Below are 26,815 nucleotides of genomic sequence, written 5' to 3'. Positions count from 1 at the left end.
TCCATCACGCTACCTGCCAAAGAGAAAGCCCAGGTTGGCCGCAGCCAGCGGTGTGATGAGATGTTGATGCAATTTGATAGCAATCCGTCTGGCCGGAGTCACTGAAAGTAATGAAGCAGCCTCATCGCGTTGTCCTGCTCGCCGGTCCTTCCGGGTCCGGAAAGTCGTACATAGCGCAGCGAACCGGCCTTCCGGTGCTCTGCCTGGACGACTTCTACAAGGACGGTGACGACCCTACGTTGCCGCGACGAAACGGCCTGGTGGATTGGGAGTCCCCGCGCTCCTGGGACGCTGCGGCGGCCGTGGAGACGATTGCCCGACTGGCCAGGGAGGGCAAGGCCGAAGTGCCGGTTTATGCGATCGATGCGGACCGTCGGGTGTCCACCCGGCCATTCGAGGTCGCCGGTTCGCCACTTTTCGTGGCCGAAGGGATCTTCGCTGCCGAGATCGTCGAGGAGTGCCGCCGGAGAGGGGTCCTGGCCGGGGCGTACGCCCTGCGGCGCCCCCGGGGGGCGACCTTCGTCCGCCGGCTGGCGCGCGACCTCGCCGAGCAGCGCAAGGCGCCCGGGGTGCTGGTGCGCCGCGGCCTGGCGCTGCTGCGCGCCGAGCCGGCGGTGCTGCGGCGGCAGACCGGCCTGGGCGCCGAGGCGGCCCGGGCGGGCGAGGTGCTGCGCGCGGTGGCCGGCCTGCTCGCCGGCCACCCGCACCGCACCTGACCGGGCCGCCCGAACGCGGCGGCCCGCCGCGCTCAGCCCAGCAGCTTGCCGTACGCGGGCTTGATCACCTCGTCGATGATCTTCAGCCGCTCGTCGAACGGGATGAAGGCGCTCTTCATGGCGTTGATGGTGAACCACTGGAGCTCCTTCCAGCCGTAGCCGAAGGCGTCCACCAGCAGGGCCATCTCCCGGGACATCGACGTGCCGCTCATCAGCCGGTTGTCGGTGTTCACCGTCGCCCGGAACCGCAGGTCCCGCAGCAGCCCGATCGGGTGCTCGGCGATCGAGGGGGCGGCGCCGGTCTGCACGTTCGAGGACGGGCACAGCTCCAGCGGGATCCGCTTGTCCCGCACGTACGCGGCCAGCCGGCCGAGCACGGGCTCCGGGCCGGGCGTAATGTCGTCCACGATCCGCACGCCGTGGCCGAGCCGGTCCGCCCCGCACCACTGGATCGCCTGCCAGATCGACGGCAGGCCGAACGCCTCGCCGGCGTGGATGGTGAAGTGGAAGTTCTCCCGCTGGAGGTACTCGAAGGCGTCCAGGTGCCGGGTGGGCGGGAAGCCCGCCTCGGCGCCGGCGATGTCGAAGCCGACCACCCCGGCGTCCCGGTGCCGGACGGCCAGCTCGGCGATCTCCTGCGACCGGGCGGCGTGCCGCATCGCGGTGAGCAGCGTGCCGACCCGGATCTGCCGACCCTCCCCGGCGGCCGACGCGGTGCCCTCGACGAAGCCGGCCAGCACCGCCTCGACCACCTCGTCCAGGGTGAGGTCCCGCTCCAGGTGCTGCTCGGGGGCGAACCGCACCTCGGCGTAGACCACCCCGTCGGCGGCCAGGTCCTGGGCGCACTCCCGGGCCACCCGGCGCAGCGCCGACGCGGTCTGCATGACGGCGACGGTGTGCGCGAACGTCTCGAGGTAGCGCTCCAGGGAGCCGGAGTCGGCCGCCTCGACGAACCAGCGGCCGAGCGCCTCGGGGTCGGTGGTGGGCAGTTCGTGCCCCACCTCGGCGGCCAGTTCGACGATCGTCGCCGGCCGCAGGCCGCCGTCGAGGTGATCGTGCAGCAGCGCCTTCGGGACCTTGACGATGTCCTCGTAACGGATTGTCGCGACCATGCTCAGACCCTAGTCGGCCGCGCGGGAAGCGGCCGACGGGACCGGCCGGGATCCGGTCAGGGACGCCAGCCGTACACCCGGTCGACGGCGAGCCGGAGCACCAGCCGGCCGTCGGCGACCATCGCCGCCCGGTAGTCCGCCCAGTCGGGGTGCTCGCCGCGGATGCGCCGGTAGACCTCGACCAGCTCCTCGACGGTGGCGTCACCGGGCGCCGCCGCGGGCGGGGTGAGCGTGACCACGCCCTCCGCGACCGCGTAGGCCCCGCCGTCGGCGGTGGTGACGTGCAGGCTGGCCCGCGGGTCGCGGCGCAGGTTGCGCACCTTGGCCCGGCCGTCCGTGGTGGAGCAGCGGATCAGGCCGGGCTCGGCGAGGAAGTCGAGGTTGGACAGTTGGGGCCGGCCGTCGCGGCGCAGGGTCACCAGCACGCCCCGGCCGCGCTCGCCGAACAGCTCCCACAGCCGGGCGGTCACGCCGTCACCCGCAGCGGGGCGAGGGCGGCGGTGAGCCGGGCCAGCTCGTCGAGCATCACCGAGGCGGCGGCGTCGCGCCCCGGGTCCGGCACGAGCTCCCCCGTGTTCGTCGAGAGCCTGCCGAGGGCCACGCTGACGCCGAACAGCACGAGGCCGCTCAGCAGGCGGGCCAGCCGGCCCGGCAATCTGGTTGACATGTCACTCACCCTAGGAGGCAGGTTGATGACATGTCAACCAGATGGCTAGGATGGTCGGCATGGAACGACCACGCTGGCTGGACGAGCGCGAACAGAGCGCCTGGCGGGGCTACCGGCGGATGCGCCGCCTGCTCGACCTGGAGCTGGCCCGCGAGCTGATGCGCGACGCCGGGCTCTCCGAGCCCGACTACGACGTGCTCTCCGACCTCTCGGAGACACCCGACCAGCGGCTGCGGCTCAGCGAGCTGGCCGACCGGATGCTCTGGTCGCGCAGCCGGCTCTCCCACCACCTGACCCGCATGCAGCAGCGCGGCCTCGTCGCCCGCGAGGAGTGCGCCTCGGACGGGCGCGGCGCCGTCGTCGTACTCACCGCCGAGGGCCGGCGCGCCATCGAGGCAGCCGCCCCCGGCCACGTGGCGGCCGTCCGTCGGCACCTCATCGACCTGCTGAGCCCCGACGAGGTCGCCGCGCTGGACGCGCTCACCCACCGGGTGGTCGACCACCTCACCCGACCCGGAGAATGAGCCGGTGGACCACCGCATCGTGGACCGGCTCCGCTGCCCGGTCTGCGCCGAGCCGCTGACCGAGGTCGCCACCGGCGGCACCCGCGCCCTGCGCTGCCCGCGCCGGCACAGCTTCGACCTGGCCCGCCAGGGCTACGTCAACCTGCTCGCCGGCCGCGCCCCGCACGCCGGGGACACCGCCGAGATGGTGGCCGCCCGCGCCGACTTCCTCGCCGCCGGCCACTACGACCCCATCTCGGCCGCCCTCGCCGCCGCCGCGACCCAGGCCGTACGGCACGTCGCCGAGGCACGCGCCGACGGGGCGTACCCCCTGGTGGTGGACGCCGGGGCGGGGACGGGCCGGCACCTCGCGGCGGTGCTGGCGGCGCTGCCGGACGCGGCGGGTCTCGCCCTGGACGTGTCGAAGCCGGCGCTGCGCCGGGCCGCCCGGGCGCACCCGCGCGCGGCGGCGGCGCTCGCCGACACCTGGCAGCGACTCCCCCTGGCCGACGCCGGCACGGCCGTGCTGCTGAACGTCTTCGCGCCGCGCAACGGCGCGGAGTTCCACCGGGTCCTCGACCCGGCCGGCGCGCTGCTGGTGGTCACGCCGGCCGAGGACCACCTCACCGAACTGGTCGGCGCCCTCGGCCTGCTGCGGGTGGACCCGGCCAAGGCGGACCGGGTCGCCGAGAGCCTGGGCGGGCACTTCACCCCGGGGGCGTCCACCCTGCACCGGCGGGAGCTGGCGCTGACCGGCCCGGAGGTCGCGACGCTGGTCGGGATGGGCCCCAGCGCCTGGCACACCGACCCGGCCGGGCTCGCCGCCCGGGTCGCCGCCCTCGCCGAACCGGTCCGGGTGACGGTCGCGGTACGCCTGACCACCTGGCACCCGACTCAGGTGTGAGGAAGGGCAGGCCCGCGTCAGGTGGAGAGGTCGACCTCTTCCCAGCCGGGGGGCTCGTCGTGGTACGGCCCGCGCAGCATCACCGCCCACTCCAGGGCCCAGCGGCGCTGGCCGATGGCGTTCGCGTCCACCAGCCCCGGCGGCGTACGGCCGGCCCGTTCCGTCTCCAGGTAGGCCCAGTCCAGGCAGTAGTGCAGGTCCAGCAGGGCGGCCGCGTCGGCGGGGTGCTGCGGGGCGGTGAGGATCCGGGCCCGCCAGTGACCGAAGGTCTCCCCGTCGTGGATGTGCGGCATCCGCTCCACCAGCCGCTCGTCGACCGGCAGCGTCGGGTCGAGCTGCTTGGTCAGGCCGAGCACCCAGGCCAGCGCGAAGAGCGCGTCGTGGTGCAGCACGAACGACCGGTGGTCGCCCTTGCCTCCGGTCACGAACTGGAACTCCGGCGGCGTGACCATCTCGACCAGGTGCGAGGCGAGCAGCCAGCTCATCGCCGACTGCGGCGGCATCCCGAAGCAGCGGGCCAGGATCAGGTGCAGCACCGCGATGCGGGCCTCGATCTCCACGGTGGGACGGAGCTCGATCTGGTCGCCGGGCTCCCACACGAGCGGGAACTGGGCGGGCGGCAGCGGGAGGCCCAGCCGGGACAGCTCGTCCAGGCTCGCCTCACGCACCTCCCGTGGATCGGGGGCAGGTACGGTCACGGCGAAAATTCCTGTCTGCTCGCGACGACTCGGCGCCGGTTGTCCCCCCTGGCCAGGGAGGATAGCGGTCCGAGCGGGCCGGCACCATGCCGCCCCGGGGACCGCCGCGCTCAGCCGATCCGCTCGATGACCAGCGGCGTCGCGGCGGGTGCGGTCGGCGCGATCCGTACCGCCCGCGCGGCGTCGTCCCGGGCCGCCGGGATCCGGGCGGCGTCCTCCGCCCGCAGTTCGAAGAGGACGTCGCCCGCCCGCACCGGGTCGCCCGGACGCCGGTGCAGCACGACCCCCGCCGGCACGCTGACCGGGTCCTCCTTGCGGGCCCGTCCGGCGCCGAGCCGCCAGGCCGCCACCCCCATGTCGTACGCGTCGATCGCCGCGACGAAGCCGTCCGCGTCCGCGCGGACCACCTCGACCTCGTTCGCGGTCGGCATCGGGGCGTCCGGGTCGCCGCCCTGGGCGCGGATCATCGCCCGCCAGGAATCCATCGCCCGACCGTCGCGCAGAGCCGCCGCCGGGTCGACGTCCGGCAGCCCGGCCGCGTCGAGCATCTCGCGGGCCAGCGCCAGGGTCAGCTCGACCACGTCGGCGGGACCGCCCCCGGCGAGCACCTCGACGGACTCGGTCACCTCGACGGCGTTGCCGATGGCCAGGCCCAGCGGGGTGGACATGTCGGTGAGCAGGGCGACGGTCCGTACGCCGTGCGCGCCGCCCAGCTCGACCATCGTCCGGGCCAGCTCGCGGGCCTGCTCGACGGACTTCATGAACGCACCCGAGCCCACCTTCACGTCGAGCACCAGCGCGCCGGTGCCCTCCGCGATCTTCTTGCTCATGATCGAGCTGGCGATCAGCGGGATGGCCTCGACGGTCCCGGTCACGTCGCGCAGCGCGTACAGCTTGCGGTCGGCGGGCGCGAGCCCCGCGCCGGCCGCGCAGACCACCGCGCCGACGTCCCGGAGCTGGGCGGTGAACTCGTCGTTGCCCAGCGTCGCCCGCCAGCCCGGGATCGACTCCAGCTTGTCCAGCGTGCCGCCGGTGTGCCCGAGGCCCCGGCCGCTGAGCTGCGGCACGGCGGCGCCACACGCGGCGACCAGCGGGGTGAGCGGCAGGGTGATCTTGTCACCGACGCCGCCGGTGGAGTGCTTGTCGACGGTCGGCCGGTCGACGGCGGAGAGGTCGAGCCGCTCCCCGCTGGCGATCATCGCGGCGGTCCACCGGGCGATCTCCGGCCCGGTCATGCCGCGCAGCAGGATCGCCATGGCCAGCGCCGACATCTGCTCGTCGGCGACCACCCCCCGGGTGTACGCGTCCACCACCCAGTCGATCTGCGCGTCGGAGAGCACCCCCCCGTCCCGCTTGACCCGGATGACGTCAACCGCCGTGAAAGCACTCATCACAAAAGATCTTCCTAGTCGTATGCAGATACCGGCACGCGGACCGCGACCACCGAGGGCTCGGGCCGACCGTGCCCGGCGGAGGGATCAAGCCTGACCGCCCGGAGCCGGCCACGGTCGGCCCGATCCCCAAAAGCTCAACCCCAGCGAACCGGGATCTCCATCGGCGGCTCACCCTCGCCGGCCCAGAAGATCGCCCCCGAGGCGTCCACGACCACCACCCGGGGCGTACGGGCCAGCCCCCAGTCGATGGCCGCCGCCGGGTCGTCCCAGCTCGGGCCCTCCTCCAGCACGCCGGTCTCGGCGCCCTCGTCGTCGCCCGCGGACCGCTCCCAGTAGGCCGTCCAGACCTGCTGGCCGGCGGAGAGGTCGGGGTGCACGAAGACCGTGCCGCGCCCGCGCCAGGCGGCCAGCCGCTCCGGCACCACGGGCACCGGGGCCTCCCCCGTCACGGCCTCCAGGTCGGTCACGTCGAAGGCGTGCGGCAGCAGCTCGGCCATCCGCAGCGGGCCACCCCTCGCCTCGATGAGGCACTCCGGGCCGCCCTGCTCCCAGAGGAGCTGGCGGCACCGGCCGCACGGCATCAGCGGCTCGCCGGTGGCGTCGACGCAGGACAGGGCCACGATCCGGCCGCCGCCGGTGGCGTGCAGCGAGGAGACCACGCCGCACTCGGCGCAGAGCACCACGCCGTACGCGGCGTTCTCCACGTTGCAGCCGACCACCACCCGGCCGTCGTCGACAAGCGCGGCCGCCCCGACCGGGAACTTCGAGTACGGCACGTACGCGTGCCGCATCACCTCGGTGGCGGCGGCCCGCAGCCGCTCCCAGTCGATCTCCATGTGGTACTCCCCCGTCAGCCCTTGATGTACGGCTTGCCGTCGGCGGCCGGCGCCCGGACCCGACCGACGAGCCCGGCCACCGCCAGGATCGTCGCCAGGTAGGGCAGCATGGCCAGGAACTGGTTCGGGATCACGCTGTTGATGGCGCCCAGGTAGGTGGCGAGCTGGTCGGCGAAGCCGAAGAAGAGCGCCGCGAGCAGGGCCCCCGTCGGGCTCCACCGGCCGAAGATCAGCGCGGCCAGGGCGATGAAGCCCTTGCCGCCGATCATGTTCTTGGTGAACGAGTAGAGCGCCAGCGTGTAGGACGCGCCGCCGATGCCGGCGACAACCCCGGCGAGCAGCACGTTGCGGTAGCGCAGCCCGAGCACCTTGACGCCCAGGGTGTCGGCGGCGGTGGGGTGCTCGCCGACCGAGCGGGTGCGCAGGCCCCACCGGGTGCGGAACAGCGCGATGTGGATGACCAGCACCAGCAGCAGGCCGAGGTAGAGGAAGATGTTGCCCCGGAACAGCGCCGGGCCGAGCAGCGGGATGTCCGACAGCAGCGGGATCTCCCAGTTGCTGAACCGGGGGGCGCTGTTGTACTTCTGCGCGTTGGTCTGCATCAGCCGCTCGTAGAGGAAGCCGGTGACGCCGACCGCGAGCAGGTTGAGCACGATGCCCATGACCACCTGGTCGACCAGGTAGCGGATCGAGAAGACGGCCAGCAGCAGCGAGATGAACGCGCCGCCGATCGCCGCCGCGACCAGGCCGACCCAGACGTTGCCGGAGAGGCTGCCGAAGAGCGCGCCGCTGAAGGCGCCCATCAGCAGCTGCCCCTCGATGGCCACGTTGACCACGCCGGAGCGCTCGCAGAGCACGCCGGCCAGGGCGCCGAAGACCAGCGGCAGGGCCAGGATGAAGGTGCCCCGGAGGATGTTGACCAGCGGCATGAAGTTCTGCCCGGCCGGCGCGTCGGAGACCTGCCAGCAGAGGAACGACAGCACGAAGCCGACCAGGCCGACGCCGAGCACGAGGGTGAACCAGCGCTTCGGCAGCCCGGCCAGCATGGCGACGCCGGCGGCGACCGCGACGAGGCCGAAGAGGATCGCGCCGAGGGTGCCGTGGATCTCGAGCGCGGCGCCGGCGGCGTCCTCGCTGAGGGTGAACCGGGCCTGCTCGCCGGTGGCGAGCGCCCCGAACAGCACCGTCGCCAGCAGGCCGAGGGCGAGCAGCACGGCGCCGACCTTGCGGGTACGGGTCCAGAAGCCCTGGTCGACGGGGGCGACCGCGACGTCTTCGACAGCCATGGTGGACATGAGTTACCAGCCCTTCGCCAGGCTCGTCTGCAACCGGGCGGCGCGGGCGGCCCGGAGCTGGAAGATCGCCTTCACCAGGGCCGGTGCGGCGATGAAGATGACGATCAGCGCCTGGAGCACGGTGACCAGCTCCAGCGAGATCCCCGAGTAGGACTGCATCCGGTTGCCGCCGGCCTGGAGCGCGCCGAAGAGCAGCGCGGCCAGCGCAACGCCCCACGGCTTCACGCGGCCGAGCAGCGCCACGAGGATGCCGTCGAAGCCGATCTGGGCGACCACCAGCGGGGTCAGCGCGCTGGCGGTGGAGCCGAGCACCATGTTGGAGCCGCCGAGGCCGGCCAGGATCCCGGCGAAGACCATGATCAGGACGTACGTCCGGGTGACGCTGATGCCGGCGGTCCGCGCGGCGTCGGGGTTGGCGCCGACGGCGCGCAGCTCGAAGCCGAGCGTGGACCGGTTGAGCAGCCACCAGACCGCCCAGGTGGCCAGCACCGCCAGGATGATGCCGGCGTGCACCCGCAGCCCGTCGCCGAACAGCCGGGGCAGCTGGGCCGAGCCGTCGACCGGCTTGCTGATCGCGTCCGTACGGTTCGGGTCCTGGACGCCGTTCTGCACGATGATCCAGGTCAGGAAGTACGTGGCGACGTAGTTGAGCATGATCGTGTTGATCACCTCGTGGGCGCCGGTGCGCGCCTTGAGGATGCCCGGAATGAAGCCCCAGATCGCCCCGCCGAGCGCGCCGGCGAGCACCGCGACGAGCAGGTGCAGGCCGGGCGGCAGGGGCAGCAGGAAGCCCGCCAGCGCGGCCAGGATCACGCCCATGGTGGCCTGGCCCTGGGCGCCGATGTTGAACAGGCCGCCCCGGAAGGCCAGCGCCACCGACAGGCCGGTGAAGACCAGCGGCGCGGTGTAGGTGAGCGTCTCCGAGATCGGGCTCATCACCGCCTGGAAGCCGACCGCCTCCGGGTCGAAGACCGCGCCCTTGAACAGGTTGCCGTACGCCTCGCTGACCAGCGTCCAGCTCGCGTTGAGCGCGTCGGCCGGGCGGGCCGTGATGTAGCTGTAGGTGGCGAGCACCTCGGGGTCGGACACGATCATCAGGATCGCGCCGACGACCATCGCCAGCACCAGTGACAGCAGGGTCACCGTGAAGGTGTTCGCCGCCCAGAGGTTGTCCAGGAACAGCCGGCCCAGCGAGGGCTTCGCCTCCGGGGCCGGGACCTTCGGGGAGGTGGCCGTTCCGGCGCGCTCGGTGTTGCCGAGCGCGGTCTGCGCGGCCTGCGCCTCGGTCGCCGGCTCCTTGTCCGGGGAGCCCGACGGGGGGTTCGGGTTGCCCGGGGAGCCCGACCCGGGGTTCGGGTTCGTCATGCCTCGTCCTTGCTACCAGGGCCCTCGGCGGCGGGGGCCGCCGCACCGCCGTCGGCCGGGGTCGTGCCGGTCGCGGCGGCGGGCGCCGCGTCGGGGGTGATGCCGGCCATCAGCAGGCCGATCTCCTCGCGGGGGGTGTCCGGGCCGACGATGCCGATGATCCGGCCGCGGTACATGACCGCGATCCGGTCGGCCAGGCCGATCACCTCGTCGAGCTCGCTGGAGACCACCATGACGGCGGTGCCGACGTCCCGTTCCCGGATGACCTGGCTGTGGATGAACTCGATCGACCCGACGTCGACGCCGCGGGTCGGCTGGGCGGCGATGAAGAGCTTCAGCGGCCGGGACAGCTCCCGGGCCACGATCACCTTCTGCTGGTTGCCGCCGGAGAGGGTGCCGACGGGGGCGTCGGCCGAGGAGGTGCGGACGTCGAACTGCGCGATCCGCTCCTTCGCCGACTTGGCGATGGCGTCCGGCTTCAGCGCCAGGCCCTTGCCGAAGGGCGGTCGGTCGTAGATGTCGAGCACCAGGTTCTCCGCGACGGAGAACTCCTTGACGACGCCGTCGACGCTGCGGTCCTCCGGCACGTAGCCGACGCCGGCGCGCAGCACCTTCTTGGTCGACCAGCCGTTGACCCGCTGCCCGTCGAGGGTGACCGTGCCGGCGAGCGTCGGGCGCAGCCCCATGATCGCCTCGATCAGCTCGGTCTGGCCGTTGCCCTGCACGCCCGCGATCCCGAGCACCTCGCCCGCGCGTACGGTCAGGTCGACCCCGTCGACCGCCCGGATCTGCCGGTCGTCGTCGACGACCAGGCCGGAGACCTCCAGGACCGGCTTGCCGGGGGTGGCGGTCTCCTTGTCCACGGTGAGCCGGACGCTGCGGCCGACCATCAGCGCGGCCAGCTCGTCGCGGCTCGCCTCGGGGGAGGCGGTGCCGACGGTCTTCCCGCGCCGGATCACGGTGATCCGGTCGGCGATGGCCTTGACCTCGCCGAGCTTGTGGGTGATGAAGACGATCGACTTGCCGGCGGCCTTGAGCGACCGCATCACGGTGAGCAGTTCCTCGGTCTCCTGCGGCGTGAGCACGGCCGTCGGCTCGTCGAGGATGAGCAGGTCGACGTCGCGGGTGAGCGCCTTGACGATCTCCACCCGCTGCTGGATGCCGACCGGCAGGTCCTCGATCACCGCGTCCGGGTCGACCCGCAGGTTGTACCGCTCGGAGACCTCGGCGACCTCGCGCCGCGCCCGCCGCCGGTCCAGGAAGCCGGCGATGCCGCCCCGGACCTGCTCGGCGCCGAGCATGATGTTCTCGGTGACGGTGAAGACGGGCACCAGCATGAAGTGCTGGTGCACCATGCCGATCCCGGCACCGATCGCGTCGGACGGCCCCCGCAGCTTCAGCGGCGCGCCGTCGACCAGGATCTCGCCCTCGTCGGGCTGGTAGAGCCCGTAGAGCACGTTCATCAGGGTCGACTTGCCGGCGCCGTTCTCGCCGAGCAGGGCGTGGATCTCTCCAGGCTCCACCGTCAGGTCGATGTGATCGTTGGCGACCAGATCACCGAACCGCTTGGTGATGCCGCGCAGTTCGAGTCTCAGCGCAACCTCCTGGAGTGCGAAGCGATGGTGCAGCGTAGCTGCCGGTGGACCGCTCGCGGCGCGGGGCCGTCGTCGGGTGGAGCGGATCGGCCGCCCCGGCGCCGCAGGGTTTCCCGCGACGCCGGGGCGGCCGGATCTTCGTGCTGTACCGCCTGCCGGCCTACCCGGGTGATCGTCTCACCACGGGTGGCCGGCGGAGCCTCACTTCGGCTGGGCCGCGGAGGTGACGGTGACGGTGCCGGCGGCGATGTCCGCCTTCAGCTTGTCGATCTCGGCCTTCAGCTCGGCCGGGACCTTGCCGTCGAACTCGTGGTACGGGGCGAGCCCGACACCGTTGTTCGACAGGTTGCCGAGGTAGCCCGGGGTGGCCGACAGCTTCTCGCCGCCGGCGGCCTTGACGACGGCCTCCTTGACGGCGTCCGGGATGTTCTTCTCGACGGTGGTGATGATCGCCGCGCAGTCCTGGGTGCTCTCGCAGCCGTCGACGTCCACCCAGATGGTGTTGTACTTGCCGCCCGACGCCTTCGCGGCGCCGGTGGTGCCGAGGCCCGCGCCGCCGGCGACCGGCATGACGATGTCGGCGCCCTGGGCGACCAGCGCGTCGCTGACCTTCTTGCCCTCGTCCTGCTTGACGAAGTCGTTGGTGAAGGAGCCCTTCTGGGTGGCCTTGTCCCAGCCGACGACCTTCACGCTCTTGCTCTTGGTCTTGTTGTAGTGCGCGACGCCGTCGGCGTAGCCGTCCATGAAGATGGTGACCGGCGGGATCGGCAGGCCGCCGTAGGTGCCCACCGTGCCGCTCTTGGTCATGCCGGCGGCCAGGTAACCGGCGAGGAAGCCGGCCTGGGCGGTGTCGAACTGCATCGGGAAGACGTTGGTCTCCGGGACCTTCGCGTCGACGATGCCGAACTGCTGGTTCGGGTTCGCCTTGGCGATCTTGGAGGTGGCGTCACCCATCAGGCCGCCGACGGCCAGGATGAAGTCGCACTTCTGGTTGACGTACTGGGTCAGGTTGACCTCGTAGTCCGCCTCGGCCTTCGACGCGACGTACTTGATGTCGATGTTGTCGTTGGCCTTCTTGGCCTCCTCCAGACCCTTCCAGGCGGAGGTGTTGAACGACTTGTCGTCGATGCCGCCGACGTCGGTCACCATGCAGGCGCTGTACTTCTTGTCGCCACTGCCGGCGTTGTTGTTCTCCTCGGGAGCCTCGCCACACGCGGCTGCGCTCAGCACGAGCCCACCCATCGCGAAGACGGAGGCAATCCGCATCCCACGCACAGAGCGCAAGACGTCTCCTTCCCATTGCACACCGCGTCCTGCACGGTGGCAGCCCTTTGAGCCGGCCTGCGCTGCGCCGCCGGCGTCCCACGTTACGGACGGGAGCGTACGCCCGCGCCCACCCACCGGCCGACAATCGTGCACGACTGTTGAGTGCCTGTTACCCCTACGTAACCCTTAGGTGGGGCAGATCACTCTCAGTGCTGGTGGGTGCGCGGCGGGGCGTCGCGGAACGTCCGGTTCTGCGCGTCGTCCCCTGCCGGTGACGTTACCGCCAGAAGACGGCCACCGCCGCGTTGACCAGGGTCAACCCGACGATTGCCAGGAAGTGCCCACGGTTGACCACGTCGCGCTTCCGGGAAAAGAAGACCATGACAAAGATCAGTATGGCGAGCACCAACTTGGTAACAAGTTTCGCGGGGGCCGGCTCGTCGCCGTCACGCAGCGGCGCCGAGAGGCCGATCCCGGTCGCCAGCATGATCACGGACCCCCAGAGCATGGCCGGGTTGATCCGCAGCTTCCCGCTGACGTACTGGACGATCGCGCCGCCGAGCAGCAGGGCGAAACCGATCAAGTGGACGTAGCGAAGTATCAGTCTCAGAGCTTCCACGCCCACCATCCTCCCCCATCAACGACGGATTGTAGTAGCCGGGCGGTAGGGGTCAGGGCAGCCGCCACGCCTGGAAGGTGGGGCCGTCCGCCGGGAGGGTGACCGCGCCGTCGGCGTCGGGGCGCAGGGCGGGGGCGCCGCCGTACAGGTTCTCGGCCGGACCCAGCCCGGTCAGGCGCAGCGGCTCGCCAGCGGCGCGGCGGGCCAGCACCAGCACCGTGCCCGTCGGGGCCTCACGCAGGAAGACCAGGGTGTCCGCGTCGGCGCGCAGCCAGCGCAGGCCCCCGTGGCGCAGCGCCGGCTCCGCGCGGCGCAGCGCGACCAGGGCGCGGTACGCGGCGAACGTCGAGGCGTCCCAGCTCTCCGGCCGGTGCCACGGCATCGGCGTACGCGAGCCCTCGCCGTTGCTGCCGGTCAGGCCCAACTCGTCGCCCGCGAAGATCATCGGAGTGCCGGGCATGGTGGCGAGCAGGCCGGCGGCCACCTCCTGCCGCGCGGCGTCGCCGACCACCGTGCGGATCCGGGCGGAGTCGTGCGACCCGAGCAGCTGCCACGAGTGGGTGTACGACCGCCAGGAGACCAGCGAGCGGTAGGCGGCCATGGTGGCGAGCACCGCGTCCGCGTCCCGGCGCACCACCCCGCCCGGCGTGCCGAGGAAGTTCGGTACGGGCTGGTCGCCGTGCCGCAGCCAGGACCAGACCGGGTCGGTGAAGCCGACGTAGTTCATCGTGCCGTGCCAGCCGTTCCGGTCGAGATCGCCGGTGTGGTCGTGGCCGTGCTCGGCCATCAGCAGGGCGTCGGCCCGGGTCCGGGCGACCACCTCGCGCAGCAGCGCCGCCACCTCGTGCGTGTACGCGTCCGCGCCCCGTCGCCCGGTCATGTTCGCCACGTCCACCCGCCAGCCGTCCAGCCCGTACGGGGGGCGCAGCCAGCGGCGCAGCAGCGAGTCGTCGGCGGTGGCGAAGCGCCGGCGCAGCTCGGCGCTTCCCCAGTTCAGCTTGGGCAGCGACCTGACCCCGTTCCAGGACTCGTAGTCACCGGTGGCCTCGTCGAAGTAGTACAGCTCCCGCTCGGGCGCGGAGGAGTCGGAGGCGGCCCTGGTGAACCACTCGTGCGCGTCGCCGGTGTGGTTGCTGGTGATGTCGCCGAGCAGCCGCCAGCCCCGGGCGCGTACGGCGTCGGCGAGGCGGGCCAGGGCGGCGTCCCCGCCGAGCAGCGGGTCGACGGTGTCGAAGCTGGCCGCGTCGTAGCGGTGGTTGGAACGGGCCGGGAAGACCGGGGTCAGGTAGACGGTGTTCACGCCGAGGCGGTCGAGGTGGTCCAGCCGCTCGGCGACGCCGTCCAGGTCGCCGCCGTAGAACTGCCGGGGCGTCTCGGGCCCGCGCCCGATGACGGGGGTGTCCCAGTCGCACGGGATCGCCCAGTCCGGCACCTCGCGGCCCTCGGCGGCGGCGGAGCGGGCGAACCGGTCCGGGAAGATCTGGTAGATCACCGCGTCGCGGGCCCAGGCGGGCGGCGCGGCGTGGGTGACCAGCTTGAAGTCGCCGTTGTCGGGCACGTCGTGGCCGACCACGCCAGCGGCGTTCAGCCAGCGGCTGCCGCGGCTGCCGGTGAGCATGAACCGGTAGTTGCTGACCGGGTTGCGGGCCTCGACGGGCACCCGCCACCAGACGTCGGCGCCGTCGGTGCGGTCGACGACCGCCTCGGTGAACCGGGGCTCGCCGTCGCCGGTGGTGCGCACGTGCACCTGCCGGACGTCGGCGCCGGCCGGCACCCGGACGAAGACGTCGACGACGTCGCCGAGGGCGGGCTCCTGCTCGGGGACGTACAGGGCGGAACCGTCGTGGTGCGGCAACAGGGACATGGTGGTGCCTTTCGCGTCGGTCGGACAGGGAGAGAAATGGGTCTCCCGCCGCGGCCGGTTCCCCGACCGCGGCGGTCGATCCGTGACTGCTCCGGTGTACGTCGGACGCCGACGCCCTTGCCGCAGCTCTGCGTGTCGCGGAACGGCCGGTGGACCCGGCTGATCGCGACGGAGCGGCACCCCTCGCCTCGACCTCGGCGAGGAGCGGCCACCTATCCGGTTTATCCCTTGACCGCCCCGGCCGTGAGGCCGTTGACGATGTAGCGCTGGAGGAGTTGGAACACCAGCACCGTCGGGATGGCGGTGAGCAGGGTGCCCGCCGCGAAGATCCCGAAGTTGTTGTTGCGTTCGCCGGCCACCAGCCCGAACATGCCGACCGCGAGGGTCTTCGAGTTGGTGTTCGTGAGGAACACGTTGGCGATCACGAACTCGTTGATCGAACCGATGAAGGCGAGCAGGCCGGTCACCGCCAGGATCGGCGCCACCAGCGGCAGCATGATCCGGAAGAAGACCTGGGCGTGCGAGGCGCCGTCCATGGTGGCGGACTCGTCCAGCTCCTTCGGCAGCGTGTCGAAGAAGCCCTTCATCAGCCAGGTGTTCGCGCCGAGGGCGGCACCCATGTAGAGCAGGAAGAGACCCCACGGCGTGTTGAAGCCGATCACCGGCCACAGTTCGGTGACCTTCGTGAAAATCAGGAAGATCGCCACGATCGCCAGGAACTGCGGGAACATCTGGATCAGCAGCAGGGAGAGCAGCCCGACGCGGCGGCCGGCGAAGCGCATCCGGGAGAAGGCGTACGCCGCCAGCGCCGACAGGAAGATCGACGCGAAGCTGGCCACCCCCGCCAGGAGCAGCGAGTTGAGGAACCAGCGGCCGAAGGCGGTCCGCTCGAAGAGGTTGGTGAAGTTCTCCAGCGAGGCACCGGTCGGCACCAGCTCCGTGGAGGAGAGCGTGCCGAGCGGGTTGAGCGCCGCCGAGACGACGAACAGGATCGGGAAGAGGCTGAACGCCACCGCCAGGATGCCGACCAGGTGCCGCCATCCCACCTGGGCGAACCAGCGGTTCCGCCGTCCGGTCGCGTTGCGGTTGGCGACGGGCGCTTCGGTGCGGACGCTCACGAGTACACCTCCTCCTGCTTGCGGGTCCGGGAGAAGCTGATCGCCGACACCGTCGCCACGATCGCGAAGATGAAGATCGAGACAGCGGCGGCCAGTCCGTACTCGGCGCCCTGGGCGCCGAAGGCCAGCCGGTAGGTGTAGGTGATCAGCAGGTCGGTGGCGCCGGCCGTCGGGTTGTCCGCCGGGAACGGTCCGCCCTCGGTGACGAACTGGATCGCGTTGAAGTTGTTGAAGTTGTACGCGAAGGACGCGATCAGCAGCGGCGAGATCGCCACCAGCAGCAGCGGCATGGTCACCGCGCGGAACGACTGGAACGGCGACGCCCCGTCGACCGAGGTGGCCTCGGTCAGCTCGCGTGGGATGGCCTGCAACGCGCCGGTCGTCACCAGGAACATGTACGGGTAGCCGAGCCAGAGCTGCACCAGCAGCACCGCGAGCCGGGCCGACCAGGTCTCACCGAACCAGTCCACCCCGAGCCCGAACAGGTTGTTGATCAGGCCGAAGTCGGTGTTGAACATGTCCCGCCAGACCAGCAGCATCGCGAACGACGGCATGGCGTAGGGCAGGATCAGCAGCACCCGGTAGAAGTTCGTGCCCCGCATCCGGGGCGAGTGCAGCGCCAGCGCGATGCCCATGCCGAGCAGGAACGTGAAGCCGGTGGAACCGAGCGCGAAGGCGAAGTTCCAGATCAGCGTGCTGAAGAACGGGCCGGAGATGGCCGGGTCGGTGAGCACGTCGGCGAAGTTGCGCAGCCCGACGTTGACCTGCCAGCCCTGGGCCAGCGTCTCGCCGTCCGCGGCGACGAAGGAGCCGACCTTCCCGTCGGCGGTCCAGGTCTTACCGGTCTCGCTGTCGCGGATGCAGTCGCAGCCCGCGTCGTACGCCCGGACCGCCTTGCCCTCGTAGGCGCGCGACAGGCCGGACGAGCGCAGCGCGCCCCCGGAGGTCGGCACCACCAGGTCGGTGATGTCCTTGCTCCGCGTGCTGGCCTCGCCGAAGTTGAGGATCTGGTAGCCGTCGGCGGCGGTGACCTTGCCGCCCGGCGCGACGGTGACGCTGCCGGCGTCGAGCGGGCGCAGGCCCTCGGTGTCGCCGACGGAGACGGTGTTCGTCTGCGGGTCGGTGACCAGGAAGACCAGCGCGCCGGTGGCCGGGTCGCCCTTCGTGGCGACGGTCAGCGGGTACTGGACCGAGCCGGGGACCTGCGTCACCGAGCCGCTCTGGATGGCGACGATGGCGTCGTCCTTGCTGCCCCGGTGGCCGTCGCCGAAGTTCGTGAAGGCGGTGCTCGCGGTGTAGAGCACCGGGATGATCTGGAACGCCACCAGGAAGAGCGTGCCCGGGAGCAGGTATTTGACCGGGATGTGCCGGGGGGTCAGGTAGAGGTAGAAGAGGCCGGCGGTGGTCGCCAGCAGGACCGCCAACCCGACCCAGAGTTCTGCCTCGATGAGCGGAAACGCCGCCCAGACCGCGATCCCGGCCACGAGGCCGAGCAGGACCACCTTGACCAGCAGGCCCGTCAGGGTGATCGGCGCGTGGTTCCGCGCGGTACGGGACGTGCGCGGGGACCCGGACCGTACGGGCCCCCGGCCCGGGGGCTGCGTGGCAGTCCCCGGGCCGGACGACGACGTGCTCATTACTTGATCTGGCCGGCGATCGTCTTACCGGCGGCGGTGATCGTCTTGGCCGGGTCGGCGCCGCCGATGATGGCGGCCTCCGCCTTGCCGAACGGGTCCCAGATCGCGGCCATGGCCGGGATCGCCGGGAGCACCTGGCCGTTCTTGCCGGCCTCCTGGAACTTGGCCAGGTCCGGGTCGCTGCCCTTGACCTGGTCGAGCGCGGCGGTCAGCGCCGGGGGACGCGGCTCGGCGTTGTAGAGCGCCACGGCGAGGTCCGGGGTGGTCACGTGGTTCGCGACGAACTCCTGCGCCAGGGCCTTGTTCTGTCCCTTGGACGCGACGTAGAAGGACTGGACGCCCACGAACGGCTGGGCCTCCTTGCCGCCGGCGAAGCCGGGGACCGGGGAGATGTCGTACTTGATGTTGGCCTTCTTGGCGTCGGCGATGGCCCACGGGCCGGAGACCAGGAAGGCGCACTTCTTGCCGGTGAAGGTGGCGATGGAGTTCTCGCCGGTGATGGAGCGCTTCAGCGCACCCTCGCCCTTCTCACCCAGCTTGGCGATCTTCTGGAACGCCGCGATCGACTCCGGCTTGCCCACGCCCAGGTCCTTGGGGTCGTAGTCGCCGTTGGCGGCGGTGCCGAAGAGGTAGCCGCCGGCCGAGGTGTAGAGCGGGTAGATGTGGTACGCGTCGCCGTTCTGGCCGGACTGGAGGCAGAGGATCTCGCTGGCCTTCTTCTCGGCCTTGAGCTTCTTGCCGGTGGCGACCAGCTCTTCGATGGTCTTCGGCGCCTCGGGGGCCAGCTCGGTGTTGCGGATCAGCGCCAGGTTCTCCATGGCGTAGGGCACGCCGTAGAGCTGGCCGTTGAACGTGACGGCCTTGACGGCGGTCTCGTTGAAGGCGCTCTTCTGCTCGGCGGCGAGCTGGACGGGGTCGATGGCGCCGTTCTGCACCAGGTTGCCGATCCAGTCGTGCGCGCCGACGACGACGTCCGGGCCGCTGCCCTGCTGGGAGGCGGTGACGAAGTTGGTCTGGAGGTCCTTGGAGACGGCCTGGACCTCGACCGTGACGCCGTTCTCCTTGCCGAACTTCTCGCCGAACGGCTTGAGGGCGGCGGCGCGCTTGTCGTCGGCCCAGATCACCAGCTTGCCGCCGGTGGCGGCCTTGCTGGACTCGTTCGCGGCCGGCTCGTCGTTGCTGTCGCCACCACAGCCGGAGGCGGCGAGCGCCAGGCCGAGGACGGCGACCACACCCGCGGTACGGATGCGCATCGGTACTCCTGTCGTCATGGCGGCACGCCGGGGGAAGGGCGGACCCGCCAGTGGAAGCTCTGTAAGTTTCTTGCCAACCGGCGCTCGGCGTGCTGCGCCGCTGCTCTCGCGTGTTGCGGGGACGTTAGCAAGAGGTTGCAGAGAATGGAAGGGCTTGCAGAAGTGTACGCAAGAACTTGCCTTTGAGCTAAAGTGCGCCCATGCGCGCTCGACTGTCCGACATCGCCCAACAGGCCGAAGTCAGCGAGGCCACGGTGTCGCGGGTGCTCAACGACCGCCCGGGAGTGGCCCCCGAGACCCGGCAAGCCGTACTCACCGCCCTCGATGTGCTCGGTTACGAGCGCCCGGCCCGGCTGCGCAAGCGCAGCGCCGGCCTCGTGGGCCTGGTCGTCCCCGAACTCGACAACCCGATCTTCCCCGCCTTCGCCCAGGTGATCGAGTCGACCCTGGCGCAGAGCGGCTTCACCCCCGTGCTGTGCACCCAGACGGCCGGCGGGGTCACCGAGGACGAGTACGTCGAGATGCTGCTGGACCGGCAGGTCTCCGGAATAGTCTTCGTCTCCGGCCTGCACGCGGACACCGCCGCCAACCACGACCGCTACCGGGCCCTGATCGCCCGCCCGCTGCCCGTCGTGATGATCAACGGGTACGCGCCCGGCATCCCCGCGCCCTTCGTCTCCTGCGACGACGGCGAGGCCACCGAGCTGGCCGTGGCCCACCTGGTGGCGCTCGGGCACCGCCGCATCGGCCTGATCACCGGCCCGGACCGGTTCGTGCCGGTGCAGCGCCGGGTGGCCGGCTTCCGGGCCGCGATGGGCCGGCTGGTCGGCGTCGACGAGGCGGGCCTCGACGAGCTGGCCGAGCTCTCCCTGTTCGGCGTGGAGGGTGGCGAGGCCGCCGCCGCCCGGCTGCTGGAGCGCGGCGTCACCGGCATCGTCTGCGGCTCCGACCTGATGGCGCTCGGCGCGATCCGGGCCGCCCGGCAGCGCGGCATGTCGGTGCCCGGCGAGCTGTCGGTGGTCGGCTACGACGACTCCCCGCTGATGGCCTTCACCGACCCGCCGCTGACCACGATGCGACAGCCGGTGGCCGCGATGGCCGTCGCCGCCGTGCGGGCCCTGGTCGACGAGATCAACGGGCACGCCGCCCCGCACTCGGAATACGTGTTCCGCCCGGAACTGGTGGTGCGCGGCTCCACCGCCGTCGCGCCCACCGACGCCGCGCGGCCGGCCCCGGGCGGCCCGACGCGGCAGCGCCCGGCCCCGCCCGCGCTCGCCGTCCCGGCCTGACCGCCCACGCCCGCCGCCCCGACGGCCCGCTCCCGCAAGGGCCGGGCGGTCGAGGTCGCCGCGCGCCGTGACCCACGCCATTTCTTGCGCAAGGAATGCTTGACTCTTGCAGTCACGGGCGGCATTCTGCTCAGACACCGCACCCGCACCCGCGCCACGCCGGGTGCCGCCGTCCCGCGCCACAGAACGGGGAACGCCACCGATGACCGTCAGCAACCCCACGCCGCTGACCTCCGACGACGACTGGTGGCGCTCCGCGGTCGTCTACCAGGTGTACGTACGCAGCTTCGCCGACTCCAACGGCGACGGCGTCGGCGACCTCCAGGGCATCCGTGAGCGCCTGCCGTACCTGCGCGACCTCGGGGTGGACGCCCTCTGGCTGACCCCCTTCTACACCTCCCCGATGATCGACGGCGGGTACGACGTCGCCGACTACCGCGACGTCGACCCGATGTTCGGCACCCTCACCGACTTCGACAACATGATCACCGACGCGCACGCCCTCGGCCTGCGGATCATCGTCGACCTGGTGCCCAACCACACCTCCGACCGGCACCCGTGGTTCCAGGCGGCGCTGGCCGCCGGACCGGGCTCCGCCGAGCGCGAGCGCTACCTCTTCGCCGAGGGCAAGGGCGAGAACGGCGAGCTGCCCCCGAACGACTGGGAGAGCATCTTCGGCGGCCCCGCCTGGACGCGCATCGACGACGGCCAGTGGTACCTGCACCTGTTCGACCCGGCCCAGCCGGACCTGAACTGGCGCCACCGGGAGGTGCGCGCCGAGTTCGAGGGCGTCCTGCGCTTCTGGCTCGACCGGGGCGTGGACGGCTTCCGGATCGACGTGGCGCACGGCATGATCAAGGCCGAGGGGCTGCCGGACGTCGGGTTCAACTCGATGACCACCGGTCAGCGCCAGGCGGAACTGCTTGGCAAGGGCCGGCTCCCCTACTTCGACCAGGACGAGGTGCACGACATCTACCGCGCCTGGCGGCCGATCCTGGACAGCTACCCGGGCGGCCGGATGGCGGTCGCCGAGGCGTGGGCCGAGACCCCGCAGCGCCTCGCCCGCTACATCGGCCCGGACGAGCTGCACCAGGCGTTCAGCTTCGACTTCCTCGACGCGACCTGGTCGGCCGACTCGTTCCGCAAGGTCATCGACACCGCGCTCGCCGAGTCGACGATCGTCGGCGCGCCCACCACCTGGGTGCTGTCCAACCACGACAAGCAGCGGCACGTCACCCGCTACGGCGACGGCGCCGAAGGGCTGCGCCGGGCGCGGGCCGCCACCCTGCTCATGCTCGCCCTGCCCGGCTGCGCCTACATCTACCAGGGTGAGGAACTGGGCCTGCCGGAGGTGCTCGACCTGCCGGACGAGCTGCGCCAGGACCCGGCGTTCCTGCGCACCGGCGAGAGCCGGGACGGCTGCCGGGTGCCGATCCCGTGGAGCGGCGAGCTGGCCCCGTACGGCTTCGGGCCGCAGGGCAGCGAGCTGAGCTGGCTGCCGGCCCCGGCGACCTGGCGCGGCCTCTCGGTCGCCGCCCAGGCCGGCGTGCCCGGCTCGACGCTGGAGCTCTACCGCACCGCGCTGCGGATCCGCCGGGAACACCCGGCGCTGGCCGCCGACGCGGGCGGAGTCACCTGGTTGGAGGCCGGGCCGGGCGTGCTCGCCTTCAGCCGCGCCGCCGGCGACACCGTGCTGACCTGCGTGGTCAACATCAGCGGTGCGCCGGCCCTGATCGACGGGTACGGCGTGCCGATCGCCGCCAGCGAGCCGCTCACCGGGCAGGGCTTCGGCCATCTGCTCGGAATCGACGCGGCGGCCTGGTTCGAACGGCGCTGAGCGGGTAACCCGTCATCGACCTGGTCGTCCGTCGTGCCCCGCGCCGACGGGCGGCTGGGCCATCGACCCCTTGTGGTGGGGGGTGAGGTGGCGCCGGCGTCATCGGAGTCCGCTCCGGCGGCGCCGGCGTCCATCTGGATGCGTCCGCCCGGCTGAGCCCACCCGGCTGGGCTCAGGCGCCGCCGGTGAGCTTCGCGGCGATGCGGCCGAAGGCGGCCCGCAGCTCGGCCTCGGTGGGCGGGACCAGCGGCTCCGCCCGGTCGGCCTCCTCGGCTGCCGCCTCCAGTTCCTCGTCGATGGTGTCCTCGAAGTCGCCGTAGAGGTCGGCCTGGTCGAGCTGCGCCGCCTCGTCCTCGGCGGCGACCTGCGCCGCGGCGATCTCGCCCCGGATCTCCTCGGCCGAGACCGCGGGCAGCAGCGGCTCGACCACCGCCATCAGCTGCTCCTCGGCGACGATCGCCTCGGCCAGCGCGAGGGCGTGCGGCCGCTCGTAGGGGCCGCAGACCACCGGCTCCCACTCGTCGGCGTCGCCGAGCGGGCCGAAGGTGATGATCCACGGCAGGCCGAGCATCGGCGAGTCGTCCGGCAGGTCCAGTGTCACGAGTGCGCCCACGCGCCCATCATGGTCCGTCACGCCCCCGGGCCGGGAGGCATTCGCCCCTAATTCACCGCCGTCGTGGCTGTCGGCATTCCGCGCGCGTCAGCCCGGCCGGGCCGCGTCCAACGCCGCGCGGACCAGGGCCAGCGCCGCCGCGGGCGGCACGCCCAACCGGGCGGCCTCGGCGGCGTAGTCGGCCGCGACCCGCTGCAACCGGTCGGTCGCGTCGTCGCGCCCGGGCGCGACGACGGTGCCGTGCCGGCCGCGGGTCTCCAGCAGACCGGCCGCCTCCAGCTCCCGGTAGGCCCGCGCCACGGTGTTGACCGCCAGCCCGAGGTCGGCCGCGAACGCTCGGACGGTGGGCAACCGGGTGCCCACCGCCAACCGGCCCGTCCCGATCAGCTCCGCGAGCTGCCCGCGCACCTGCTCGTACGGCGGCACCGCCGAGGCCTGGTCGACCGAGATCCGCACGCCCGCTCCCCCGCTCATCCGGCCCCGCCCGGGGTGCCGGGATCCGTCTCCGCGTCCGTCTCGGCCGGCGCCGGGCTCGCCGCCAGGTCCACCACCCGACCGCGCGGGCTGGTCGCGGCCAGCGCCGCGCCGAAGAGCACCAGCTGGTTGAGCAGGTAGAGGTAGAGCAGCAGGCCCACGGCGCCCGCCACGACCGTGTACGCCGGGTTCCGCTCGGTGCGTACCACGTAGAAGCGCCCGACGGTGTTCAGCAGCGTGATGCCGACCGCGACCAGCAGCACCACGGGGCGCAGCCGGGACCGGGTCATCCGCAGCCTCGGCACCGCCACCAGCAGCAGGGTGGCCAGCACCGCGTTGACCAGCACGCTGAGCACCGCGCTGACCGTCGTCAGGCCCGCCGAGCCGGTGCTGCGCAGCAGGAAGCGCAGCAGCGACTCCAGGGTGTCCACCGCCGCCACCGAGACGCCGAGCAGCACGAAGATGACCACCAGCACACCGAGGTCGACCAGGCGGCGGACCACCAGGTTGCCCGGTTGCTGGTTGAGCCCGTACATGAGCCGCTGGGAGGAGCGGATCGCCTCCACCCAGCCGATCCCGGTGAACGCCAGGATGATCAGGCCGACCACCCCGACCGTGCCGCTGCTGTCGGCGATCTGCACGGGGTCGAGGAACGGCAGGTTCTCCCGGAGGAAGTCGGCTGCGGCGTCGCTGACCTCGTCGTTGTCCTCCAGGATGGCCCCGAAGATCGAGTACCCGACCAGCGCCAGCGCGAAGACCGCGAAGAAGCCGTAGTAGGCGATCGCGGCGGCCAGCCGCCCGCCCAGCACGTCGGTGTAGAGCACGCCGGCCCGCCACAGGTGGTCCGCGACGCCCCACCGGCGGCGCGCGGCGCTGATCCTGCTGTCGATGCCCGCCTCGATGCGGCCCAGCACGTTCACGCCGTCATCCTCGCCGATCTTTCGCCCCCGCGCGGGCAACCGGACGTCGGCCCGCACCGGGCGGCGGCCGTCCGGCCCGCACCGGCTTCGGCGAAGTGGGCGCCGTGGCGCTCGTGGCGCACCCGGGCGACCGCTCAGCCGCCCAGCCGGAAGTCCCGGCGCGGCTGCCACCGGGTCTGCCCGCTGTGCGAGAAGAGGGTGAACGCCTCGACCTCGAACATGGCCGAGAAGTCGGCCAGGTCCTCGTACGCCCTGTCCAGCGCCTCCGGCGCGACGTCCTGCGCGACCGTGACGTGCGGGTGGTACGGGAAGCGCGTCTCGCGGTGCAGCTCCGGGGCGGCGCTGATCGCGGCGGCGAGCAGCTCGCACTCGCTGATCCCGGCGGCCACCGCCACGAAGACGACCTGGGTGACGGGCCGGAACGTGCCGGTGCCCCGCAGGTGCAGGGTGAACGGCAGGTGGGCGGCGGCGACCGCCCCGAGGTGACGTTCCACCGCCGGCAGCGTCGCCACCGGGATCTCGGTCGGCCCGAGCAGGGTCACGTGCGCGGGCACGACCCGAGGGTCGCCGGCCTCGACCCGCCGCCGGGTGAGCATGCCGCCCCACGGCTCCGGGATGTCGACCGCGATGCCGATCTCGATGGTGTCACCGGCGTCCGGCGTCCCGTCCCTGCGATCCACGCTGTGCGTCATCCCTCCGTCCACCGGCCCGTCCGCCCTCACCCGTCGCGCCGGGGCGCTACTCGCCGCGCACCGGCGGGAAGAAGCCCACCCGCTCGTACACGGTGCGCAGCGTCTCGCCGGCGGTCGCGCGGGCCTTCTCCGCGCCGGCGGCGAGCAGCTTGTCCAGCTGCGCCGGGTCGTCGAGGTAGGTCCGGGTGCGCTCCTGGATCGGGCCGACGAACTCCCGTACCACCTCGCCGAGGTCCTTCTTCAGGTCGCCGTAGCCCTTGCCGGCGTACGCGGCGACCAGGTCGTCGACGCTGCGCCCGCTCAGGGCCGAGTAGATGGTCAGCAGGTTGGAGATGCCGGGCTTGGTCTCGGTGTCGAAGACGATCTCCCGCCCCGTGTCCGTGACCGCGGAACGGATCTTCTTGGCCGAGCGGGCCGGATCCTCCAGCAGGTTGACGATGCCGGCCGGCGACGAGGACGACTTCGACATCTTGGCCGTCGGGTCCTGCAGGTCGGTGATCTTCGCGGTGTCCTTGACGATGTGCGGCGCGGGCACCGTCAGGGTCGGCCCGAACAGCGAGTTGAACCGCTGGGCCAGGTCGCGGGAGAGCTCCAGGTGCTGGCGCTGGTCCTCGCCCACCGGCACGGCGTTGGCCTGGTAGAGCAGGATGTCGGCGGCCTGCAGGACCGGGTAGGTGAACAGGCCCACGCTCGCCCGCTCGCCGCCCTGCTTCTGCGACTTGTCCTTGAACTGCGTCATCCGGCTCGCCTCGCCGAACCCCGTGATGCAGCCCAGCACCCAGGCGAGCTGCGAGTGCTCGGGCACCTGCGACTGCACGAAGAGCGTGCTGCGCTCCGCGTCGAGGCCGACGGCGAAGAGCTGGGCGGCCGCCATCCGGGAACGCTGCATGAGCGTCTTCGGGTCGTGCCCCGCGGTGATCGCGTGCAGGTCGACCACGCAGTAGTAGGCGTCGTGGGTGTCCTGCAACGCCACCCAGTGCCGCACGGCGCCCAGGTAGTTGCCGAGGTGGAACGAGTCGGCCGTCGGCTGGATGCCGGAGAAGACGCGGGGGCGGGCGGGTACGTCGGACATGGCGGCAATTCTGTCAGCAAGACCCGGTGCGCGTCATGACGGGCCGGCGGGTCGGCTCCGCCCCGTCGGTGTCGGGGCGGCGGCCTCGCGCCGTGGCTCCGGCAGGCGCCCGGCGGTGACCGTGAGCCGGGCCACCCGTCGCCCCTCCAGCGTGAGCACCCGCAGCAGCCATCCGCCGGACGGGTCGTCGGGTGCCGCGCCGCCGTCGCCGACCGGGTTCCCGGTCACCGGCACCTCGTCGCCGGCGACCGGGAGCCGGCCCAGCGCGGCCATCACGAACCCGCCGACCGTCTCGTACGGGCCGGGCGGCAGGCTCACCCCCGTGCGCTCGGCGAAGTCGGCGAGGTTGAGCCGGCCGTCCACCACGGCGGGCAGGCCCGCGTGCACCGGCTCGGGGGCGGTGTCGTACTCGTCGTGGATCTCCCCGATCAGCTCCTCGATCAGGTCCTCCAGGGTGACGATGCCGGCGGTGCCGCCGTACTCGTCGACCACCACGGCGAGGTGGTGGCGCTCCCGGCGCATCTCGCTGAGCGCGGCGAGCACCCGTTTGCTGCCGGGCAGCCGCTTCACCTCCCGGGTCAGCTCGCCGACGGTGGTGCGGGGGTCGAGGTCGGGGCGGAGCAGCACGTCGCGCAGGTGCACGAAGCCGACCACGTCGTCGTGGGTGCCGTCGACCACGGGGTAGCGGGTGTGCGTCTCGGCCCGGACCAGCCGCTCCGCCTCGGCGATGGTGTGCCGGGCGGAGAGGAAGACGACCTCGGTGCGCGGCATCATCACCTCGCGGACCAGGCTCGCGCCCGCGACCAGCACCTCGTCGATGATCCGGCGTTCGACCGGGTCGAGCAGGGTGTTGGCGGCGACCAGGTCGCGCAACTCCGCCTCGCTGATCCGCTCCCGGCCGGCCGCCGGGCTGGCGCCGAGCAGGGCCGTCACCGCCCGGGTGGCGGCGTCGGCGGTGCGCACCACCATCCGGGCGACGGCCCGGGGCAGCGGCCCCGGCTCGCGGCGTGGCCGGCTCCGGGCGCGTCGCCGCGGCCCGGGAGCATCCGCTTCCCGCATGACTGTGATGGTAGACA

At 72.2% G+C, this 26,815-nt stretch carries 26 protein-coding genes; 5 read left to right on the top strand and 21 right to left on the bottom strand.

Annotated features, from left to right (window positions below; translation table 11 throughout):
- Positions 1-377 precede the first annotated feature (377 nt).
- Positions 378-716 (top strand): hypothetical protein, encoded by a 339-nt coding sequence (locus ACN27A_RS25965; protein ID WP_311413734.1) that lies wholly within the window; start codon positions 378-380, stop codon positions 714-716.
- Between the two features lie 32 nt (positions 717-748).
- On the opposite strand, the gene ACN27A_RS25960 is transcribed toward ACN27A_RS25965, so the two are convergent.
- From ACN27A_RS25960 to ACN27A_RS25950, 3 genes are read right to left on the bottom strand one after another with little or no spacing between them, the layout of a single operon-like run.
- Positions 749-1,828, bottom strand: coding sequence for an adenosine deaminase (locus tag ACN27A_RS25960; RefSeq protein WP_421457206.1), 1,080 nt, complete (start codon positions 1,826-1,828; stop codon positions 749-751).
- Between the two features lie 56 nt (positions 1,829-1,884).
- Positions 1,885-2,298, bottom strand: a complete 414-nt coding sequence (locus tag ACN27A_RS25955) for a PPOX class F420-dependent oxidoreductase (protein WP_421457205.1) — start codon at positions 2,296-2,298, stop codon at positions 1,885-1,887.
- Entirely contained in the window at positions 2,295-2,495 is a 201-nt protein-coding gene (locus ACN27A_RS25950; RefSeq protein WP_421457204.1) for a hypothetical protein, read from the bottom strand. Before ACN27A_RS25950 ends, ACN27A_RS25955 begins: the two co-directional genes overlap by 4 nt.
- A gap of 59 nt (positions 2,496-2,554) precedes the next feature.
- On the opposite strand from ACN27A_RS25950, the gene ACN27A_RS25945 reads away from it, so the two are divergent.
- The gene (locus ACN27A_RS25945; protein ID WP_421457203.1) at positions 2,555-3,019 is read left to right on the top strand and encodes a MarR family winged helix-turn-helix transcriptional regulator; all 465 of its coding nucleotides are present in this window, start codon (positions 2,555-2,557) and stop codon (positions 3,017-3,019) included.
- A gap of 4 nt (positions 3,020-3,023) precedes the next feature.
- On the top strand, positions 3,024-3,902 hold the full coding sequence (locus ACN27A_RS25940; protein WP_421457202.1) for a putative RNA methyltransferase: 879 nt from the start codon (positions 3,024-3,026) through the stop codon (positions 3,900-3,902).
- A gap of 17 nt (positions 3,903-3,919) precedes the next feature.
- Here the strand turns inward: ACN27A_RS25940 and ACN27A_RS25935 are convergent, their stop codons facing one another.
- The 12 genes from ACN27A_RS25935 to ACN27A_RS25880 all read right to left on the bottom strand — a co-directional run bounded on the left by ACN27A_RS25935 (position 3,920) and on the right by ACN27A_RS25880 (position 18,842).
- Positions 3,920-4,600 carry a DUF4272 domain-containing protein gene (locus ACN27A_RS25935; RefSeq protein WP_132231450.1) on the bottom strand — a complete coding sequence of 227 codons (681 nt, stop codon included), beginning with the start codon at positions 4,598-4,600 and terminating at the stop codon, positions 3,920-3,922.
- 110 nt (positions 4,601-4,710) lie between these two features.
- Entirely contained in the window at positions 4,711-5,991 is a 1,281-nt protein-coding gene (locus ACN27A_RS25930; protein WP_421457201.1) for a thymidine phosphorylase, read from the bottom strand.
- 137 nt (positions 5,992-6,128) lie between these two features.
- Positions 6,129-6,830, bottom strand: a complete 702-nt coding sequence (locus ACN27A_RS25925) for a cytidine deaminase (RefSeq protein ID WP_421457200.1) — start codon at positions 6,828-6,830, stop codon at positions 6,129-6,131.
- Between the two features lie 14 nt (positions 6,831-6,844).
- Positions 6,845-8,125 carry an ABC transporter permease gene (locus ACN27A_RS25920; RefSeq protein ID WP_421457199.1) on the bottom strand — a complete coding sequence of 427 codons (1,281 nt, stop codon included), beginning with the start codon at positions 8,123-8,125 and terminating at the stop codon, positions 6,845-6,847.
- A gap of 3 nt (positions 8,126-8,128) precedes the next feature.
- The gene (locus ACN27A_RS25915) at positions 8,129-9,490 is read right to left on the bottom strand and encodes an ABC transporter permease (RefSeq protein WP_421457198.1); all 1,362 of its coding nucleotides are present in this window, start codon (positions 9,488-9,490) and stop codon (positions 8,129-8,131) included.
- A complete protein-coding gene (locus tag ACN27A_RS25910) occupies positions 9,487-11,025 on the bottom strand; it encodes an ABC transporter ATP-binding protein (protein WP_421458602.1) in 1,539 nt (512 codons plus the stop codon). The genes ACN27A_RS25915 and ACN27A_RS25910 overlap by 4 nt, the downstream gene beginning before the upstream one ends.
- 261 nt (positions 11,026-11,286) lie before the next feature.
- Positions 11,287-12,351 (bottom strand): BMP family lipoprotein, encoded by a 1,065-nt coding sequence (locus ACN27A_RS25905; RefSeq protein WP_421457197.1) that lies wholly within the window; start codon positions 12,349-12,351, stop codon positions 11,287-11,289.
- A gap of 277 nt (positions 12,352-12,628) precedes the next feature.
- Positions 12,629-12,970, bottom strand: coding sequence for a hypothetical protein (locus tag ACN27A_RS25900; protein WP_089003690.1), 342 nt, complete (start codon positions 12,968-12,970; stop codon positions 12,629-12,631).
- Between the two features lie 52 nt (positions 12,971-13,022).
- Entirely contained in the window at positions 13,023-14,834 is a 1,812-nt protein-coding gene (locus ACN27A_RS25895; protein ID WP_421457196.1) for a glycoside hydrolase family 13 protein, read from the bottom strand.
- Positions 14,835-15,055: 221 nt separating this feature from the next.
- Positions 15,056-15,952, bottom strand: coding sequence for a sugar ABC transporter permease (locus ACN27A_RS25890; protein WP_421457195.1), 897 nt, complete (start codon positions 15,950-15,952; stop codon positions 15,056-15,058).
- Positions 15,949-17,589: an ABC transporter permease subunit gene (locus ACN27A_RS25885; protein WP_421457194.1), complete on the bottom strand. Its 1,641-nt coding sequence runs from the start codon at positions 17,587-17,589 to the stop codon at positions 15,949-15,951. Before ACN27A_RS25885 ends, ACN27A_RS25890 begins: the two co-directional genes overlap by 4 nt.
- Positions 17,589-18,842, bottom strand: coding sequence for a sugar ABC transporter substrate-binding protein (locus ACN27A_RS25880; protein WP_421457193.1), 1,254 nt, complete (start codon positions 18,840-18,842; stop codon positions 17,589-17,591). The genes ACN27A_RS25885 and ACN27A_RS25880 overlap by 1 nt, the downstream gene beginning before the upstream one ends.
- A 200-nt stretch (positions 18,843-19,042) precedes the next feature.
- Here ACN27A_RS25880 and ACN27A_RS25875 point away from each other — a divergent pair, with 200 nt between their 5' ends.
- Both ACN27A_RS25875 and ACN27A_RS25870 read left to right on the top strand, forming a co-directional pair.
- Positions 19,043-20,131, top strand: a complete 1,089-nt coding sequence (locus ACN27A_RS25875) for a LacI family DNA-binding transcriptional regulator (RefSeq protein ID WP_132231474.1) — start codon at positions 19,043-19,045, stop codon at positions 20,129-20,131.
- A gap of 202 nt (positions 20,132-20,333) precedes the next feature.
- Positions 20,334-21,968: a glycoside hydrolase family 13 protein gene (locus ACN27A_RS25870; protein WP_421457192.1), complete on the top strand. Its 1,635-nt coding sequence runs from the start codon at positions 20,334-20,336 to the stop codon at positions 21,966-21,968.
- A 172-nt stretch (positions 21,969-22,140) separates the two neighbouring features.
- Here the strand turns inward: ACN27A_RS25870 and ACN27A_RS25865 are convergent, their stop codons facing one another.
- The 6 genes from ACN27A_RS25865 to ACN27A_RS25840 all read right to left on the bottom strand — a co-directional run bounded on the left by ACN27A_RS25865 (position 22,141) and on the right by ACN27A_RS25840 (position 26,798).
- Positions 22,141-22,581 carry a hypothetical protein gene (locus ACN27A_RS25865; protein ID WP_421457191.1) on the bottom strand — a complete coding sequence of 147 codons (441 nt, stop codon included), beginning with the start codon at positions 22,579-22,581 and terminating at the stop codon, positions 22,141-22,143.
- A gap of 87 nt (positions 22,582-22,668) precedes the next feature.
- A complete protein-coding gene (locus tag ACN27A_RS25860; RefSeq protein WP_421457190.1) occupies positions 22,669-23,037 on the bottom strand; it encodes a GntR family transcriptional regulator in 369 nt (122 codons plus the stop codon).
- A gap of 14 nt (positions 23,038-23,051) precedes the next feature.
- Positions 23,052-23,975, bottom strand: coding sequence for a YihY/virulence factor BrkB family protein (locus ACN27A_RS25855; RefSeq protein ID WP_357579000.1), 924 nt, complete (start codon positions 23,973-23,975; stop codon positions 23,052-23,054).
- Between the two features lie 134 nt (positions 23,976-24,109).
- Positions 24,110-24,667 carry a 2'-5' RNA ligase family protein gene (locus tag ACN27A_RS25850; protein ID WP_421457189.1) on the bottom strand — a complete coding sequence of 186 codons (558 nt, stop codon included), beginning with the start codon at positions 24,665-24,667 and terminating at the stop codon, positions 24,110-24,112.
- Between the two features lie 46 nt (positions 24,668-24,713).
- On the bottom strand, positions 24,714-25,739 hold the full coding sequence (trpS, locus tag ACN27A_RS25845; protein WP_151453452.1) for a tryptophan--tRNA ligase: 1,026 nt from the start codon (positions 25,737-25,739) through the stop codon (positions 24,714-24,716).
- 33 nt (positions 25,740-25,772) lie between these two features.
- Positions 25,773-26,798, bottom strand: coding sequence for a hemolysin family protein (locus ACN27A_RS25840; protein WP_421457188.1), 1,026 nt, complete (start codon positions 26,796-26,798; stop codon positions 25,773-25,775).
- Between the last annotated feature and the right edge of the window lie 17 nt (positions 26,799-26,815).

The organism is Micromonospora sp. WMMD737 (assembly GCF_049179055.1).
Classification (GTDB): Bacteria; Actinomycetota; Actinomycetes; order Mycobacteriales; family Micromonosporaceae; genus Micromonospora; species Micromonospora reichwaldensis.
Note: the sequence above shows the minus strand (reverse complement) of the source record. Positions and strands in the feature narration are given on the sequence as shown.

Bases quoted from the DNA above. Each gene is read 5' to 3' on its own strand.
- ACN27A_RS25850 (WP_421457189.1), bottom strand. From the start codon at position 24,667: ATGACGCACAGCGTGGATCGCAGGGACGGGACGCCGGACGCCGGTGAC.
- ACN27A_RS25945 (WP_421457203.1), top strand. From the start codon at position 2,555: ATGGAACGACCACGCTGGCTGGACGAGCGCGAACAGAGCGCCTGGCGG.
- ACN27A_RS25880 (WP_421457193.1), bottom strand. From the start codon at position 18,842: ATGCGCATCCGTACCGCGGGTGTGGTCGCCGTCCTCGGCCTGGCGCTC.
- ACN27A_RS25960 (WP_421457206.1), bottom strand. From the start codon at position 1,828: ATGGTCGCGACAATCCGTTACGAGGACATCGTCAAGGTCCCGAAGGCG.
- ACN27A_RS25870 (WP_421457192.1), top strand. From the start codon at position 20,334: ATGACCGTCAGCAACCCCACGCCGCTGACCTCCGACGACGACTGGTGG.
- ACN27A_RS25920 (WP_421457199.1), bottom strand. From the start codon at position 8,125: ATGTCCACCATGGCTGTCGAAGACGTCGCGGTCGCCCCCGTCGACCAG.
- trpS (WP_151453452.1), bottom strand. From the start codon at position 25,739: ATGTCCGACGTACCCGCCCGCCCCCGCGTCTTCTCCGGCATCCAGCCG.
- ACN27A_RS25895 (WP_421457196.1), bottom strand. From the start codon at position 14,834: ATGTCCCTGTTGCCGCACCACGACGGTTCCGCCCTGTACGTCCCCGAG.
- ACN27A_RS25840 (WP_421457188.1), bottom strand. From the start codon at position 26,798: ATGCGGGAAGCGGATGCTCCCGGGCCGCGGCGACGCGCCCGGAGCCGG.
- ACN27A_RS25875 (WP_132231474.1), top strand. From the start codon at position 19,043: ATGCGCGCTCGACTGTCCGACATCGCCCAACAGGCCGAAGTCAGCGAG.
- ACN27A_RS25925 (WP_421457200.1), bottom strand. From the start codon at position 6,830: ATGGAGATCGACTGGGAGCGGCTGCGGGCCGCCGCCACCGAGGTGATG.
- ACN27A_RS25950 (WP_421457204.1), bottom strand. From the start codon at position 2,495: ATGTCAACCAGATTGCCGGGCCGGCTGGCCCGCCTGCTGAGCGGCCTC.
- ACN27A_RS25915 (WP_421457198.1), bottom strand. From the start codon at position 9,490: ATGACGAACCCGAACCCCGGGTCGGGCTCCCCGGGCAACCCGAACCCC.
- ACN27A_RS25885 (WP_421457194.1), bottom strand. From the start codon at position 17,589: ATGAGCACGTCGTCGTCCGGCCCGGGGACTGCCACGCAGCCCCCGGGC.
- ACN27A_RS25930 (WP_421457201.1), bottom strand. From the start codon at position 5,991: ATGAGTGCTTTCACGGCGGTTGACGTCATCCGGGTCAAGCGGGACGGG.
- ACN27A_RS25905 (WP_421457197.1), bottom strand. From the start codon at position 12,351: ATGCGGATTGCCTCCGTCTTCGCGATGGGTGGGCTCGTGCTGAGCGCA.